This is a genomic window from Pseudomonas aylmerensis (assembly GCF_001702265.1).
GTDB classification, from domain to species: Bacteria; Pseudomonadota; Gammaproteobacteria; order Pseudomonadales; family Pseudomonadaceae; genus Aquipseudomonas; species Aquipseudomonas aylmerensis.
In genome coordinates this window covers 748,486-763,837 of sequence record NZ_MAUE01000045.1, presented here as the reverse complement: position 1 = coordinate 763,837, position 15,352 = coordinate 748,486, and the positions used below count along the sequence as shown (strand labels likewise).

The 15,352-nt window shown below is 62.5% G+C and carries 18 protein-coding genes and 1 riboswitch; of the genes, 4 read left to right on the top strand and 14 right to left on the bottom strand.

All coding sequences use genetic code 11. The annotated features are described in order from the left end of the window. Positions 1-301 precede the first annotated feature (301 nt). The 4 genes from BBG20_RS29355 (at position 302) to BBG20_RS29340 (ending at position 3,487) form a co-directional block, all read left to right on the top strand. A complete protein-coding gene (locus tag BBG20_RS29355; protein WP_065909743.1) occupies positions 302-607 on the top strand; it encodes a hypothetical protein in 306 nt (101 codons plus the stop codon). A 443-nt stretch (positions 608-1,050) separates the two neighbouring features. Next, the gene (locus BBG20_RS29350; RefSeq protein WP_024076751.1) at positions 1,051-1,272 is read left to right on the top strand and encodes a hypothetical protein; all 222 of its coding nucleotides are present in this window, start codon (positions 1,051-1,053) and stop codon (positions 1,270-1,272) included. Positions 1,273-1,553: 281 nt separating this feature from the next. Next, positions 1,554-2,036: a hypothetical protein gene (locus tag BBG20_RS29345; RefSeq protein ID WP_065909741.1), complete on the top strand. Its 483-nt coding sequence runs from the start codon at positions 1,554-1,556 to the stop codon at positions 2,034-2,036. Between the two features lie 146 nt (positions 2,037-2,182). Continuing rightward, positions 2,183-3,487 carry an OmpP1/FadL family transporter gene (locus BBG20_RS29340; RefSeq protein WP_065909739.1) on the top strand — a complete coding sequence of 435 codons (1,305 nt, stop codon included), beginning with the start codon at positions 2,183-2,185 and terminating at the stop codon, positions 3,485-3,487. Between the two features lie 65 nt (positions 3,488-3,552). On the opposite strand, the gene BBG20_RS29335 is transcribed toward BBG20_RS29340, so the two are convergent. The 14 genes from BBG20_RS29335 to cobO form a co-directional block, all read right to left on the bottom strand. After that, positions 3,553-4,107 carry a glutathione peroxidase gene (locus tag BBG20_RS29335; RefSeq protein WP_065909737.1) on the bottom strand — a complete coding sequence of 185 codons (555 nt, stop codon included), beginning with the start codon at positions 4,105-4,107 and terminating at the stop codon, positions 3,553-3,555. A gap of 35 nt (positions 4,108-4,142) precedes the next feature. Continuing rightward, a complete protein-coding gene (locus BBG20_RS33365; RefSeq protein WP_256595067.1) occupies positions 4,143-4,265 on the bottom strand; it encodes a hypothetical protein in 123 nt (40 codons plus the stop codon). After that, complete coding sequence (locus BBG20_RS29330; RefSeq protein WP_162946160.1) at positions 4,262-5,461, bottom strand: MFS transporter; 1,200 nt, start codon at positions 5,459-5,461, stop codon at positions 4,262-4,264. Before BBG20_RS29330 ends, BBG20_RS33365 begins: the two co-directional genes overlap by 4 nt. Positions 5,462-5,524: 63 nt before the next feature. Continuing rightward, entirely contained in the window at positions 5,525-5,929 is a 405-nt protein-coding gene (locus BBG20_RS29325) for a MarR family winged helix-turn-helix transcriptional regulator (RefSeq protein ID WP_065909733.1), read from the bottom strand. Positions 5,930-5,971: 42 nt separating this feature from the next. After that, positions 5,972-6,700, bottom strand: a complete 729-nt coding sequence (locus tag BBG20_RS29320) for an adenosylcobinamide-GDP ribazoletransferase (RefSeq protein WP_065909731.1) — start codon at positions 6,698-6,700, stop codon at positions 5,972-5,974. A gap of 2 nt (positions 6,701-6,702) precedes the next feature. Further along, positions 6,703-7,278 carry an alpha-ribazole phosphatase family protein gene (cobC, locus tag BBG20_RS29315; protein ID WP_065909730.1) on the bottom strand — a complete coding sequence of 192 codons (576 nt, stop codon included), beginning with the start codon at positions 7,276-7,278 and terminating at the stop codon, positions 6,703-6,705. Then, complete coding sequence (gene cobT, locus BBG20_RS29310) at positions 7,275-8,330, bottom strand: nicotinate-nucleotide--dimethylbenzimidazole phosphoribosyltransferase (RefSeq protein WP_065909729.1); 1,056 nt, start codon at positions 8,328-8,330, stop codon at positions 7,275-7,277. Before cobT ends, cobC begins: the two co-directional genes overlap by 4 nt. Continuing rightward, positions 8,327-8,848 (bottom strand): bifunctional adenosylcobinamide kinase/adenosylcobinamide-phosphate guanylyltransferase, encoded by a 522-nt coding sequence (cobU, locus tag BBG20_RS29305; RefSeq protein ID WP_065909728.1) that lies wholly within the window; start codon positions 8,846-8,848, stop codon positions 8,327-8,329. Before cobU ends, cobT begins: the two co-directional genes overlap by 4 nt. Positions 8,849-8,987: 139 nt before the next feature. Continuing rightward, a complete protein-coding gene (locus tag BBG20_RS29300; RefSeq protein ID WP_065909726.1) occupies positions 8,988-10,439 on the bottom strand; it encodes a cobyric acid synthase in 1,452 nt (483 codons plus the stop codon). Next, positions 10,436-11,425 carry a threonine-phosphate decarboxylase CobD gene (cobD, locus tag BBG20_RS29295; protein ID WP_065909725.1) on the bottom strand — a complete coding sequence of 330 codons (990 nt, stop codon included), beginning with the start codon at positions 11,423-11,425 and terminating at the stop codon, positions 10,436-10,438. The genes BBG20_RS29300 and cobD overlap by 4 nt, the downstream gene beginning before the upstream one ends. Next, positions 11,418-12,326 (bottom strand): adenosylcobinamide-phosphate synthase CbiB, encoded by a 909-nt coding sequence (cbiB, locus tag BBG20_RS29290; protein WP_065909723.1) that lies wholly within the window; start codon positions 12,324-12,326, stop codon positions 11,418-11,420. The genes cobD and cbiB overlap by 8 nt, the downstream gene beginning before the upstream one ends. Next, the gene (gene bluB, locus BBG20_RS29285; protein ID WP_065909721.1) at positions 12,323-12,973 is read right to left on the bottom strand and encodes a 5,6-dimethylbenzimidazole synthase; all 651 of its coding nucleotides are present in this window, start codon (positions 12,971-12,973) and stop codon (positions 12,323-12,325) included. The genes cbiB and bluB overlap by 4 nt, the downstream gene beginning before the upstream one ends. Beyond that, a complete protein-coding gene (locus BBG20_RS29280; RefSeq protein WP_065909719.1) occupies positions 12,970-14,361 on the bottom strand; it encodes a cobyrinate a,c-diamide synthase in 1,392 nt (463 codons plus the stop codon). Before BBG20_RS29280 ends, bluB begins: the two co-directional genes overlap by 4 nt. Further along, positions 14,358-14,969 (bottom strand): cob(I)yrinic acid a,c-diamide adenosyltransferase, encoded by a 612-nt coding sequence (gene cobO / locus BBG20_RS29275; protein WP_010208674.1) that lies wholly within the window; start codon positions 14,967-14,969, stop codon positions 14,358-14,360. The genes BBG20_RS29280 and cobO overlap by 4 nt, the downstream gene beginning before the upstream one ends. A gap of 79 nt (positions 14,970-15,048) precedes the next feature. Next, positions 15,049-15,312, bottom strand: a riboswitch (cobalamin riboswitch). Between the last annotated feature and the right edge of the window lie 40 nt (positions 15,313-15,352).

Sequence of the window (15,352 nt, the reverse complement as noted above, 5' to 3'; positions counted from 1 at the left end):
GCAAAGCCCCATGGAATGGGGGCCGCAGTCAAACTGACGATTTTTTCACCAATAAAAAAAAGCCAGATTTTTCATTGACTTAAATTTCCATTGCAGGCAAATGGCGGCCGAGCGAAGCAGTTGACAGCGCGGTTACACATGCGGCAACTAATGTGCACAAGTACCCATCCATTGGTTATATCGCCGGCGTTTTTTGAAGCGACCGCCGCCAAAAATGTTACCGACAGGCCAGGTCGGGACTTTTCAAAACTTTGCGCGCTCGCCACACTGCCCGACCGACAGCACAACAGTGGGTGGGTCGATGAAAGGCATTCTGCTGTTCGCGCTGCTGTTACTGGCGATCTGCGCCCTTTCCCTGGGAATCAACGCGGCCCTGCCGTCGCCGGACGGCGCCTTGTTTGCCATTGCCATTCTGCTGTCGGCAGCCTTCACGGCCGTGTGCCTGTGCATCGAACTGGGTGAAGGTCGCATCGATGACATGGGCGATGTGATCAACGTGATCGAGACCGGTCGGTCCATGCGCCTGACATTGGCGGCCTATGCCCTGGGTTGCTCGCTGGCGGCGGCGATCACGGTGCTGGTCTACCGTGGCCTGCTGAGCGCCTGATTGAAGTTTTTTGGCTAGCACACTTCCCTTCCCTGTTTCAATCCGTTACTATCCGCGGCGTTAGTACCAAGCTGAAAGTCAATTCTGGTCGAACAACTCCCCTGAACAACACGGGATCGACCACCTCGATGGTTTCCAGGTATCACTTGCGACGACACTGCCTTTGAACAAGCAAAGGGTGCCGCGAAGTCTCAATACTCTGACCGAACCAACCTGCAAATTGATCAGGATCTTCACCCCGGGCCCAGAACCTTTGCCCCTGTTGTGTTGCCTGCCCTCCTAAGTACCTACCTGCCAGCCCAAGCGCGCCTAACTTATCAGCGCTTCAAACTGGCTGCTTTGTTCCAGTCGGGTTCTTCGTTCGATCAATGGTGATCAACGTCACTGGAACGTTTTAACGTTGCACGGTTCTTAACCGTGTCATTTGTAGGAACACCAATAATATGTCGACTATCCACACTCAGGATGCCATTCGCACCCTCACCAACGCTTTTGCTCCAATGAACTGCCTGATCATGGCCGCTCGCAAAGGCTGCTTCAGCTTCACCCTGGTCAACGAACACGGCATCGCTCGTCACAGCGAACGCCTGTACCCCGATCAATACTCCAGCGCAGAACCGCTGCAGGCCGTGATCGAGCGTACCCGTCAGGCACTGGTTGCCTGATCGACCCGAGTCGCTGAAACACCAAAAACCCTGTCTGAAAAACAGGGTTTTTTATTGCCTGGAATTCGGCCATTGAGCTTTTGCACTAAGTTCAAATAGATATAACCGTTATAACTGCATAGCGAAGATGTTTTAAAAACAGTCCTTTACATCACAAATATGACACTACACTTCAACTCAAGCGGCATGATCCGCTTGCGACGCGCCTGAGATCCGATCCACTGCTGCCAAGCCCCCACCCTTCTCAGGCCCGTCGCCCACTTCCACGGATTGAGGCTTGTATGGGTATCGCCGCCAGCGAATTGTGTCGTTATGTGATCCGGCCAACGTTGATGTACCTGGGCCGACACGATCAAACGGCTGAGTCCCTGCTGCTGGGCATCGCCGCCAGTCAATCGGAGCTCGGCTCCGCCTTGCACGACCGCCGCGGCCACGGCCTGTACAGCATCACCGAACCCCGCCACCGCGCCTTGTGGGACAACTACCTGGCGCTGGACCCGGAACGCGCCAGCCTGGTACGCGGGCTCGCCAGCCAACACGCGTTTCTCAGCGCACCCCAGCTTGAGCTGACGGTCAACCTGCGTTACGCCACGGCCATCGCCTGGCTACTGGTGGAACAGCACCGTCCGGCACTGCCGGAACCGGGTGACGTCTTGGCCATGGCGCGTATCTGGAAAGAAATTTTTCATCCACAAGGACGGCTGCGTGATTTCACTCAAGCCTGGCAAACCTGTGTTTCACCCATGAATCACGTGGTTTGCTGACCGGGCATTTTGCAAGATTCGCCAAAAATCACGAATTTTGGTCGGATTGTCCTACAAAACCGCTCTATCTCCTGCATTTCAGCCTATAGCGCGATCTTAAAATTATTGTTACTTTCCGCAGCGGTGATCACCACGGAGTTCTAATAATGAAAAAAGTAATGCTCAAGACCACACTTAGCCTCGCCGTTGCCATGGCCTCTTCCAGCATCTTCGCAAGCGGCTTCGCCCTTAACGAACAAGATGTCGCCGGGATGGGTACAGGTTTCGCAGGTCGCTCTTCTTCTGCCGATAACGCAAGCACCGTTTATGGTAACCCTGCCGGTATGGCTCGCCTTGAAGGCCAGCAGATTACGGGTGGCGTTGCAGCGATTGATGCGTCGACTGATATCAAAGATGCCAGCGGCCGCTCCAGCGGCAGTAACAAAGGCGATATGGTGCCTTTCACCGCAGTCCCCTTTGGTTTCTACACCAACAAACTCAATGATCAGTGGGCAATCGGCTTCGGTGTCTACGCGCCGTTCGGCCTGAAGACCGACTACGAAAGTGGTTTCCAAGGTCGTGCGTTTGGCAGCAAGAGCGAAGTGTCGGTTATCACCTTCCAGCCGACCGTCAGCTACGCCTTCAATGACAAAGTTTCGATCGGTTTCGGCCCGACTATTAACCGTATCGACGGCACCCTGGAATCGCGGCCAAACCTGGGCTTGTTGCCACTGCCAGGCCTGGCTGGCACCGGCGACGCCAAAATCAAAGTCAAGGGCGACGACACCGCTATCGGCTTCAACGCCGGTATCCTCGTGCAAGCCACCGACACCACTCGTGTAGGTCTGACGTACCACTCGAAAGTGAAATACAAGCTCGAAGGCCACACCGAAGTCACGCCAGGAGCGCGAGTTCCAGCGCCCTACCTGATTGGCGCCCGTTACGATGCCTCGCTGAAAGTTGACACCCCTGAATCCTGGGATGCCTCGGTCACCCAAGACCTGAGCGATGCCTGGAAGGTGTATGGCGGTGCTACCTGGACTCGCTGGAGCCGCCTGAAAGACATCACTGTCAACAACGAAGGTGTCACGGCAGCTAGCGGTGGTGCCTTGGCGCCTCGGATCGTCGGCCAGATCACCGAGCCACAGAACTGGCACGACACCTGGGCCTACGCCGTGGGTACTTCGTACCAGATCACCAAGCAAGTGGTACTGCGTACCGGTCTGACATTCGACCAGTCGCCAACCAACAACACTGACCGTTCGCCACGTATTCCTACCGGTGACCGGACCATTTTCAGTGTCGGCTTGGGCTACGCGGTAATGGACAACATGACCGTCGACCTGGCTTATTCCTACCTGAAGGAAGAGCCCGTCAAAGTTAACAAAGAGAACGCGCTGGGCCAGACCTACGCTTCCAAGTACGAAAACAGCGCCAACGGTTTCGGCTTGGGTGTAACGTACAAGTTCTGATTCAACGCCGCATAAAAAAGCCCCGCTCTCCTGCAAAGGAGGCGGGGCTTTTTAGTGGGCTTCGATCAAGGTTTAGAGGCGATCGCCTGCTCGACTGCCTTGATCAGCTCCGGACTGTCCGGCTTGGTCAGGCTGGAGAAATTGGCAATCACCTTGCCTTGGCGATCGACCACATATTTGTAGAAATTCCACTTCGGCGGCGCGTCGGTCTGCTGTGCCAGCACCTTGAACAAGTGCACCGCGTCCGGCCCCTTGACCTTCTGTGGCTCGGTCATGGTGAAGGTCACGCCGTAATTCACATAGCAGACCTTGGCGGTTTCCTCGCCGGTCTTGGCCTCCTGCTTGAAGTCATCGGACGGTACACCGATGACCTCCAGCCCTTCACCCTTGTAGCGCTGGTACAAGGCCTCAAGGCCTTTGAATTGCGGGGCAAACCCACAGAAACTCGCGGTATTGACGATCACCAAGGGCTTGCCGGCAAAGCGCTGGCACAGGTCGATGGATTCCTTGGCGCGCAACTTGGGTAATTGGCCTTCGAGCAACGGTGGGCAATCGGCGGCCATCGCCACACCGCCAAAAGCAGCCATCAGCACGGGAACTGCAAGCCAGCGCATCTGCATGTCGAAAAGTCCTTTAAAGAGTTCAGACCACGAACTTAACAGATCGACATACCCAGTTGCATCAACGCCAGGCCACCGCGTTGCCAGCCCCACCACGCCAGCAGCAACAGCAGTGCCACCGTCCCTGCCCCGACGAGCCAATACCCGTTGAAACTCATGCCGCCTCCATCTGCGCCTGCAAGCGCGCCACGGGTCGCTCACGCACCGGCCAGTTGAGGGCTGCGGCGAGCAGGCTCAAGAGAATTGCCACCTGCCAGATCAAATCGTAGTTGCCGGTTCGATCATAGACCACCCCGCCCAGCCAGCCGCCGAGGAACGAGCCGAGCTGGTGGAACAGGAATACGATCCCGCCGAGCATCGAGAGGTTGCGCACCCCAAACAGCGTGGCGACCGTGCCGTTGGTCAGTGGCACCGTGGACAACCACAAAAAGCCCATGGCCATGCCGAACAGGTAAGCCGTGACTTCAGTGACCGGTGCCCACAGGAACCACACGATCACCACGGCGCGCAGCAAGTACAGGCCCGTCAGCAGGCGTGGCTTGGACATGCGCCCGCCCAGCCAGCCGGCGGTGTAGGTGCCGAAGATATTGAACAGGCCGATCAGTGCCAGCACCGTGGTGCCCACCGTGGCCGGCAAGTGCTGGTCGACCAGATAGGCCGGCAGGTGCACACCAATAAATACCACCTGGAAACCGCAGACAAAAAAGCCGAAGGCCAGCAGCCAGAAACCCGAGTGCGAGCAGGCTTCCTTGAGCGCTTCACGCAGGGTTTGCTGGCCGGCCACTACCGGCAGCGGGCGGTCCTTGAGCATCGCCACCAGCGGCAGGATCAACGCCACCATCAAGCCCAGCGCCAGCAGCGCTGCCGACCAGCCCAACCAACTGATCAGGCCCAGGGTGCCTGGCACCATGGCGAACTGGCCGAACGAGCCGGCAGCGCTGGCAATGCCCATGGCCATGCTGCGTTTTTCCGGCGCCACGGCGCGCCCGACCACACCCAGGATCACCGAGAACGAGGTGCCGGACAGGCCGATACCAATCAACAGGCCGGCACTCAGCGACAACGACCACGCCGAATCCGACATGCCCATCAGCACCAGGCCCGCGGCGTACAGTACACCGCCGACAAACACTGCCTTGGTCGCGCCGAAGCGGTCGGCCAGCGCGCCGGTGAACGGCTGCGCCAGACCCCAGATCAGGTTCTGCAAGGCGATGGCAAAGGCAAAGGTCTCACGGCCCCAGCCAAATTCGCTGCTCATCGGCGCCAGGAACAGGCCGAAACCGTGCCGCACACCCAATGACAACGCCAGGATCAGCGCACTTCCTACAAGAATCCAGCCACTGGTGCGCCACATCGAGGTCATTTCTTATTCTCCGTTCGCGGGTATATACCCGCTTGTAGTCGAACAAACCCGCCGTCAGGCGAGTTCATCCAGCAAGGCCAACAAGGTTTCGCGTTTTTCCGCGCCGAGTTGATTGATCAATTTCTGTTGCGCCGCTTCCCAGGCGGGTAACGCTGCGGCCAGTCGCTCCTCACCGGCTGTGGTCAACAGCACCAGGCGGTTGCGCAGGTCATCGCCCTCGACCAACTGCACCAGGCCCTCGCCTTCCAGCACCCGCAGGTTGCGCCCCAACGTACTGCGATCCAGGCCCATGGCTTCCGCCAGGCTGGAAATGCTCGGTTGATCAAGGCGCTGCAGGTTGCACAGCAGAGAATACTGGGCGACGTTGATCCCGAAGCCGTCGAGAGCGCCGTCGTAATGCCTGCTGACGCCACGGGCGGCACGTCGCAGGTTGGTACATAAACATTGGGAGGCAAGCATGGAACGTGTATATACCCGCGATTAAGGAAATGCAAGAAAGTGTTACAGCGCCAGGCCGACCAATACCGCGACTTCCAGCAGCTCCAGCAACGCGCCCGCCGTGTCGCCGGTGGTGCCACCCAGGCGGTTGATCATCAGCTGGCGCAGGCCGACAAAGCACAGGGCCGCCAGCAACACCGCGATCCCGCCACTGAAACCTCCGACCAGGAGGCATGCCAAGCCACTCAGGATCAGCACCTGCTGGCCGACGATGCGCGGCAAGTGATCCGACAGCGCCTGGCCCAATCCCCCGGCACGCACGTAACGCGTGGTGAGGAACAACGCCAGCATCGACGCCCGGCCGATCAGGGGTGCCAGGATCAGCGCCGCGCCATTGTGCTGTTCAATCAAGGCCACCAACGCAGTGAACTTGAGCAGCAACACCAGGCCGAGAGTGACCACGGCAATCGGTCCGCTACGCGGGTCTTTCATGATGGCAAGGGTACGCTCGCGATCGCCGAAGCCACCCAGCCAGGCGTCGGCGCTGTCCGCCAGGCCGTCCAGGTGCAGGCCGCCACTGAGCAGCACCCAAACAGTCAGCAGCAACGCGGCGTGCAGCAACAGCGGTGCGCCCATCAGCGCCGAATTCAGCGCCCACAACAGCACGCCGAATAACAGGCCAACCAGCGGATAAAACAGCAGCGAACGTCCCAGCTCCTGAGGTTGCGGCATGCCCGGCAGGCGAATCGGCAGACTGCTGAGAAATTGCAGGGCAATCCAGAAGGGCAACATGCTCAATCCACTTCCTTCAATACGCCGTCAGCCGCGACCTGCAGACTGAACAATCCACCGTGCCCGACCTCGACGTTCAGCAACTGCTCCCGGGGCAATCCCCGCGCCCGGGCCAACAGCAGGCGCATCACACCACCGTGGCTGATCAACAGCACCCGTTGGCCAGCATAGGCTTGGTGCAAGCGTGAGACGGCGCCCAGGACACGGTCGGAAAAATCGCTGACACGCTCCCCCTCCGGCGGTGTGAAGCTGTAGGGATCGGCCCAGAACAGCCCCAATCCTTCGGCATCGGTTTCCATCAACGCCGCCGCGCTCTGGCCTTCCCAGGCACCGAAATGCAGCTCCTGCAGATCTTTTTCGAGGCTGACCGGCACATTGAGGCGCGCGCCCAGCTCATCGGCAAAGCGCGCACAGCGTTGCAGCGGCGAGCTGATCAAGCGGTCCCACGGCCCGCGCGCCTCGACGGCGGCGCGCATCTGCTCCCACCCCTGGGCAGTCAGTGCATCGTCCAGGCTGCCGCGCAGGCCGCCGCCCAGTTCGGTTTCGCCGTGACGCAACAGGTCCAGGTGCAGATTCATGCGGGGCGGTCTGCCACGGCCGCTTCGGCGAAGGTCGCCATCTGCCCGTGCAACGCACACGCCAGGCGCAGCAACGGCACCGCCAGCGCCGCCCCACTGCCCTCGCCCAAGCGCAGGCCGAGTTCCAGCAAGGGCTGTGCGTCGAGGCTCTGCAGCACATGACGATGGCCCGGCTCGGCGCCACGATGGCCAAACAGCAACCACTCGCGACAGGCCGGATTCAACCGCGTGGCAACCAGCGCAGCGACGCTGCAGATAAACCCGTCGACCAGCACCACGATGCCTTCCTGGGCACAGGCCAGATAGGCGCCCACCAGCGCCGCGATCTCAAAGCCGCCCAGGTTGAACAGGGTTTGCAACGCATCACCGCGCTGCCCGGCATGCACGGCCAGCGCGCGCTCGATCACCGCCACCTTGTGACTGACGCCCTGGGCATTCAGCCCGGTGCCCGGCCCGGTCAGGTCACTGACCTGGCAATCGAGCAAGGCACACGCCAGTGCACTGGCGGCAGTGGTGTTGCCGATGCCCATCTCGCCGCCGATAAACAGCTGTGCGCCGCTTTCGCGCGCGCGCAGCACACTCTCACGCCCGGCGTGCAAGGCCAGGCGCCCTTGGGCTGCGGTCATCGCGGGGCCATTGACGAAGTTGGCCGTGCCCGCGCCGAGGTTCAAGTGACGAACCCCGGGCAAATCCAGCGACGGCGTGACAGTGCCGAGGTCGACCACTTCCAGTTGCGCCTCTAACTGCCGCGCCAACACGCTGATCGCCGCGCCGCCGCTGACGAAATTGAGCAGCATCTGCCCGGTCACTTCCTGGGGAAACGCCGACACGCCTTCGGCTACCACACCGTGATCACCGGCAAAAATCGCAATCCATAGCTGCTCGACCGAGGGTTTGACCTGGCCCTGCAGGCCGGCCAATTGCACCGCCAGCGCTTCGAGTTGGCCAAGGGAGCCGGCCGGCTTGGTCAATTGTTGCTGGCGTGCCAAGGCTTGTTCATACGCTTGAGCGTCAATCGCCTTACAGGGGTTGAGCCACCAGGTGTCAGTCATATCGCAGTACCTTTCAAAGTCAGGGGCAGGCCGGCAACCGTCAGGACCACACGCTGACACCGCTCGGCCAAAGCTTGATGCAGCCAACCGGCTTCATCTACATAGCGGCGAGTCAATTCGCCCAGCGGCACGACACCCAGTCCGGTTTCGTTGCTGACAAAGATAATCTGCCCCGGCAGCGCGGCCAGGGTTTCCAGCAATTGATCGCGCTCGAACGCCAGGCGGTCGGCGTCTTCGAGCATCAGCAGATTGGTCAGCCACAGCGTCAGGCAATCCACCAGCAGGCAACGATCCGGCGATGCGTTTGCGCGCAGCACCCGCGCCAGTTCGACGGGCTCTTCGATCAAGCCCCAGTGGTCGGGGCGGCGCTGGCGATGCAGGGCCACGCGCGCGTTCATTTCGCCGTCCAGCGGCTGGCTGGTGGCGATGTAGATGACGGGCAACGCGCTGTCAGCGGCGAGCTTTTCCGCCAGGCGGCTTTTGCCGGAGCGAGCGCCGCCGAGAATCAGTTGGTGCATGGGACACTCCCTCTATTTACCACCCGCTCAACCGTAGGCGTGGGCTTGCCTGCGATGGCGTCAACCGGGGTTTGCTGATTCACCGAGGTGCCTGCATCGCAGGCTAGCCAGCGCGTACCGGGAGAGTGCGTGCGCACCGTCAAATCCCACATAGCGTGCGCAGCAGTTCGGTATCCAGATGATTTTCCACCAAGTCGGCCAACCGCTCGATATCGCGCTCGCGCAGGGCGTGGTAATCCACCTCCTGCACATCCTGCAAGCCGGCCCAGCGCAGCAAGGCGCTACACGCCGCCGGCGTCTCGAACAGGCCATGCAGGTAGGTGCCAAGAATCTGCCCGTCGGCACTTTGCGCGCCATCACTGCGGCCGTCATCGAGCACGACCGCGGCGGTCGACAGCGCGTCGCCGGACGTCACGCCCGCGTGAATTTCATAGCCACTGACCTCGGCGTTCTCCAGCAACAAACGCCCGCGCACATTGCGCAATTGCTTCTCTTCTTCCAACGTCGTGCTGAATGCCAGCAGACCCAGGCCAGGGCTGGAGCCGGCCGCCCCTTCGAGGCCCAGCGGGTCATGCACCTGCTCCCCGAGCATCTGCAGGCCACCGCAAATCCCCAGCACTTTGCCGCCGTAGCGCAAATGCCGGGCCACGGCGCTGTCCCAACCATTGGCGCGCAGGTAGGCAAGGTCACTGCGCACGCTTTTCGAGCCTGGCAGGATGATCAGGTCGGCGGCCGGGATCGGCTGGCCCGGCCCGATGAACTGCAAATCCACCTGGGGGTGCAGGCGCAACGGGTCGAAATCCGTGTGGTTGCTGATGCGCGGCAGCACCGGCACCACCACCTTGAGCACTTGCGCGGCCTTGTCGATCTGGCGCTGGTCGATGCCGTCTTCAGCTTCCAGATGCAGGTCCATCACGTAGGGCAACACGCCCACCACCGGTTTGCCGGTGCGTGCCTCGAGCCAATCCAGGCCCGGTTGCAACAGCGCGATGTCGCCGCGAAAACGGTTGATGATGAAACCCTTGACCCGCGCCTGTTCGCTCGGAGACAGCAGCTCCAGGGTGCCGACCAGATGGGCGAACACGCCGCCGCGATTGATGTCGGCGATCAGCAGCACCGGGCAGTCCACCGCCTCGGCGAACCCCATGTTGGCGATGTCATTGGCGCGCAGGTTGATTTCCGCCGGCGAGCCCGCGCCCTCGACCATCACCACCGGGAAGCGTTCGCTCAACCGCGCGTGGGAGGCCAGCACCGCTTGCATCGCGATGGCTTTGTAGTCGTGGTAGGCCACGGCGTTCATGCTGGTCACGGCGCGGCCGTGGATGATCACCTGGGAGCCGGTGTCGCTGTTGGGTTTGAGCAGCACCGGGTTCATGTCGGTGTGGGGTGCGAGGTTGGCAGCCTGCGCCTGCACCGCCTGGGCGCGGCCGATTTCGCCACCCTCGGCGGTCACGGCACTGTTGAGCGCCATGTTCTGCGGCTTGAACGGTGCCACCGCCACGCCTTGGCGCACCAGCCAACGGCACAGCGCGGTCACCAGGGTACTTTTACCAGCGTCGGAGGTGGTGCCTTGCACCATCAGCGTAGTCATGCAGCTTCCTTGTAGGCGCCCAGGGCCTCGTCGAGGCGCAGCCAGTCCGCCTCGGTGTCGGGCAAGCCAAAGCGCAGGCTGCTGTCGTGGACAAACAGGCGCAGCAGAATGCCGCGCTGGGCCATGAATTCGTGCATGCGTTCGGCATGCGGTGTGATCAGCCATTGAAACAACGCGCAGCCGCCCTGGGGCTGGAAACCATGGCGCTTGAGCAAGGCGTAGAGGCGCTGGCCGGCCTCGATGCAGCGCGCACGTTGTCGCGCATGCCCGGCGGTGTCGCGCAGGCAGGCCTGGCCCAGCACGCGTGTCGGCCCGCTGACGGCCCAGGGCCCGACCTGTTCGGCGAGCAGCTTGAGCAGTTTGCGTTCGGCCAGCACGAAGCCCAGGCGCACACCGGCCAGGCCGAAAAACTTGCCGAATGAGCGCAGCACAATCAAACCGACCTGATGGGCCTGGCTGGCCAGGCTCAGTTGCGGGGTGACATCCATGAACGCTTCGTCCACCACCAGCCAACCGCCGCGCTGGGCCAGCCGGGTGTGCCAGTCGAGCAGGCGTTGCGGCGCCAGGCTCAGGCCGGTGGGATTGTTGGGATTGACCACCACCAGCACGTCGAGGCCATCAAGGAAGAAGTCGACTTCCTGCTCCTGCACCTCGCGCACCACATAACCGGCACGGCGCCAGGCTTCGGCGTGTTCGGCATAGCACGGTGACAACACGCCGACCTTGCCCGCACGGCGCAAGCGCGGCAGCAGCTGGATCGCCGCCTGGGAACCGGCCACCGGCAACAGATGCGCAGCGCCGTAATACTCGCTGGCGGCCTGCTCCAGGCCGTCGTCGGTTTCCGGCAGACGCGCCCAGGCTCGCAGCGGGATTTCGGGGATCGGCCAGGGCCACGGCGCCAGGCCGCTGGAGAGGTCGAGCCAATCAGCCTCGGCAATCCCGTACTGCATCGCCGCCTTGCGCAGCCGGCCACCGTGTTCAAGCATAGAATTGCGCCCCCGCACATAGGATCAGCAGCCATAACCATACGCCGCGCTGCACCAGTTGCCAGCCCCGGTCGATGGAATCGGCATCCGCCGCCGGACCTTCGCCCAGTGGCGGCCGTTGATGCACCTCGCCGTGGTAGATCGCCGCGCCGCCCAGCTCCACGCCCAAGGCGCCAGCACCGGCGGCCATCACCGGGCCAGCGTTGGGGCTGTCCCACGTCGGGCCCTGGGTGCGCCAGCATTTGAGCGCCAGGCGGGTTTTGCCCAGCACTGCGTAGGTCAACGCCACCAGGCGTGCCGGAATGTAGTTCAGCAGATCGTCGATTTTCGCCGCAGCCCAGCCGAAGCGCTCGAAGCGTTCGTTGCGATAGCCCCACATCGCGTCGAGGGTGTTGCTCAGGCGGTAAAGCACCACGCCCGGCACGCCGGCGACGACGAACCAGAACAGCGCGGCAAACACCGCATCGCTGCCGTTTTCGAGTACCGACTCGGTGGCGGCGCGGGCGACTTCGGTGCGATCCAGTTCACTGGTCTGGCGGCTGACCAGGTAGCTCACGCGCTGGCGGGCTTCTTCCAGGTCATCGCTGCGCAGCGCCTGGGCCACCGGGATCACGTGTTCGCCAAGGCTGCGCATGCCGAGGGCACAGTACAGCGCGAGGATCTCCAGCACCCAGCCGATATACGGCGCCCACGACAAGGCGGTCGCCAGCAGGGTCAGCGGCACCACCGCGATAAACCACGCGGTCACCCCATGGCTGCGCCAGCCACGGCCACCGCTGTTGAAACGTTGCTCGATGCGCCCGGCAAAATTGCCGAACGCCACCAGCGGATGCCAGCGCCTGGGTTCACCCAGCAGCGCATCCAGCGCCACTGCGGCGACACACAGCAAGGCCACACTCATTGACTCACTCCCCACACATTCTCATACAACATCTCACTCAGCGGCCGTGGTTCGGTCCAGCCTTCGAGCTGCAACATCGGTGCCGGATAGAACTCGGCCACCGGCCCCAGGCACAACACCGCCAGGGGTTTTGCCCCGAGCGGCAGGCCCAGCAGGTCGGCCAGGGCCTGGGGCTCGAACAGCGAGACCCAGCCCATGCCCAGCCCTTCGACGCGAGCCGCCAGCCACAGGTTCTGGATCGCACAGGACAGCGAGGCCATGTCCATTTCCGGCAAGGTGCGCCGGCCGAAGATATGCCGCTCGCGATCATCCATCAGCGCTGCCACCAGCACTTCAGCGCAGTCATGGATGCCTTCGACCTTGAGTTTCATGAACTCATCGGAACGCTCGCCCAACGCCTCGGCAGTGCGCACGCGTTCTTCTTCCACCAATTGCTGGATCTGCCCACGCAGTTGGCGGTCGCTGATGCGGATAAAGCGCCACGGCTGCATCAGGCCGACACTCGGCGCCTGGTGTGCAGCCTGGAGCAAGCGGTGCAGCAACTCGGGGGCCACGCTGCCGCCGCTGAAGTGGCGCATGTCGCGGCGCTCGGCGATGGCGCGGTAGACGGCGTCGCGGTCGGCCTGGGGGAAGGCGTTGTCGGTCATGGCCGCATCGGGGGCAAGCCCGCTCCCACAGTGGATGGGGATTCAACGCGGTCAATGGTGGGAGCCGGCTGGCCGGCGCTGGCGACCTCAGGGTCGGGCGCAAACAAGGCCGCCACCGCCCTCGGGTTGGACGGGAAATAGAAGTGCACGTAGGACGCGGTCATACGCCCTTGTCGGAATACCGCCTCGGCGCCGCGCCCACCATTGGGGCTGACGCCACGGGCAATCGGCTGCCACTCGGTGCTGGTCAGGGAATGGTGATAAGTGTGCCCACGCAGCACGCCTTCCGGCAGCTCGACGTTTTGCAGGGCCAGGGCCGCAAGTTTCTTTTGCATCACCGCATCGCCCTGCAGCAGGCCGACCAGTTCGGCGCGGGTGCCGTCGACGTCGGTCAGCGAGTCCAGCAGGTAGAGCATGCCGCCACATTCAGCGAGCAAGGGTTTGCCGGCCGCGTGATGGGCGCGGATGGCATCGAGCATCGAGGTATTTTCCGACAGCGCCTGGTGGTGCAGTTCCGGATAGCCGCCGGGCAGATACAGACTGTCGGCGTCAGGCAATTCGCGGTCATGGATCGGCGAGAAAAAGCGCAGCTCGGCGCCCATCGCCCGCAACAGGTCAAGGCTGGCGCCGTAGGTGAAGGCAAACGCTTCGTCACGGGCAACCGCAATGCGCACGCCGACCAGCAACGGCTCGGCCTCGATCACTTCGGGGGCGGCAAAGGTCACCGGCGGCGGCAAGGCAACTTCACAACTGCTGCCCAGTGCCTGGGCAGCAGCATCCAGGCGCAGGTCGAGGTCGTTCAGCTCACTGGCTTGCACCAGGCCCAGGTGGCGGCTCGGCAGTTCGATCCCGGTTTCGCGGGACAGCGCGCCATACCAGCGCAGACCTTCGGTGAGACTGCCTTCGAGGAGTTGCGCATGGCGCAAGGTGCCGACGCGATTGGCGAGCACGCCCGCGAACGGCAAATCCGGCTGATAACGCGCGAGGCCCAAGGCCAGGGCGCCAAACGTCTGCGCCATCGCAGTGCCGTCGATCACGCCCAATACCGGCACGCCAAAATGCCGCGCCAGGTCGGCGCTGGATGGCGTGCCGTCGAACAGCCCCATCACCCCTTCGATGAGGATCAGGTCGGCTTCAGCGGCGGCTTCCCACAACAGGCGGCGACTTTCCTGCTCGCCCACCATCCACATGTCCAATTGATACACCGGCGCACCACTGGCGCGCTCGTGGATCATCGGATCAAGAAAGTCCGGGCCGCATTTGAACACGCGGACTTTGCGCCCCATATTGCGGTGCAAACGGGCGAGCGCGGCGGTGACGGTGGTTTTGCCCTGGCCGGACGCCGGTGCGGCGATCAAGACAGCCGGGCAATGACGGGGCTGATTCAAAGTTCGACGCCCTTCTGTGCCTTGATACCGGCCTGGAACGCGTGCTTGAGCATGCCCATCTCGGTGACGGTGTCGCCCATTTCGATCAACTCGGGCTTGGCGCCACGGCCAGTGACCACCACGTGTTGCATTGGCGGGCGCGCCTGCAGGTCGCTGAGTACCTGGTCGAGGTCGAGATAGCCGTGCTTGAGGGCGATGTTCAGCTCGTCCAGCACCACAAGGCCGATGGACGGGTCTTGCAGCAACTCGCGCGACACCGCCCACGCGGCTTCGGCGGCGGCGATATCGCGCTGGCGGTCCTGGGTTTCCCAGGTAAAGCCTTCGCCCATCACATGAAAACGCACCTGCTCGGGAAAGCGGCGGAAGAACAACTCTTCACCGGTGCTGTTGCGCCCCTTGATGAACTGCACCACCCCGCACTGCATGCCGTGGCCCATGGCGCGGGCGAGCATGCCGAATGCCGAGCTGCTCTTGCCTTTGCCGTTGCCGGTGAGCACCAGCAGCAGGCCGCATTCGTTGGGGGAGTTGGCGATGCGCTCATCGATCACGGCTTTTTTGCGCAGCATGCGCGCCAGGTGGCGTTCGTCGCGGTCGGGGGAATCGGTCATGACAGCTCTCCGTTGGGGCTGGACAAAAACGGCGGGCAGGAAAAAGGATAAACAGACAGCCAAGCATCGCCCACCGTGATGCTGTTGGATGAACCAGGCCGGTCTCCGGACTCATGAGTGGCGCCCTGGCTCTTTATAAAGAGAGCACTCGGACAGGCCGACAGCGCGCCTTCCCATATCGCACGCGATACAGTGGCAGAAAGCACCGTCTTGACTCATTTACCGTTGCGGGGGCAGCGCCGGAATCGCGGCAGCACTGTGTACAAGTGTGCTCACTCACCGGCTTCCCTGTTTCACTCCGTCGACCCATGGGTCACAGAGCACCTGGAACAAGCCGCGAAGGTTAGTGGGTTGGGGGTGGAGCGTCAATTAAAGCTGGCCTT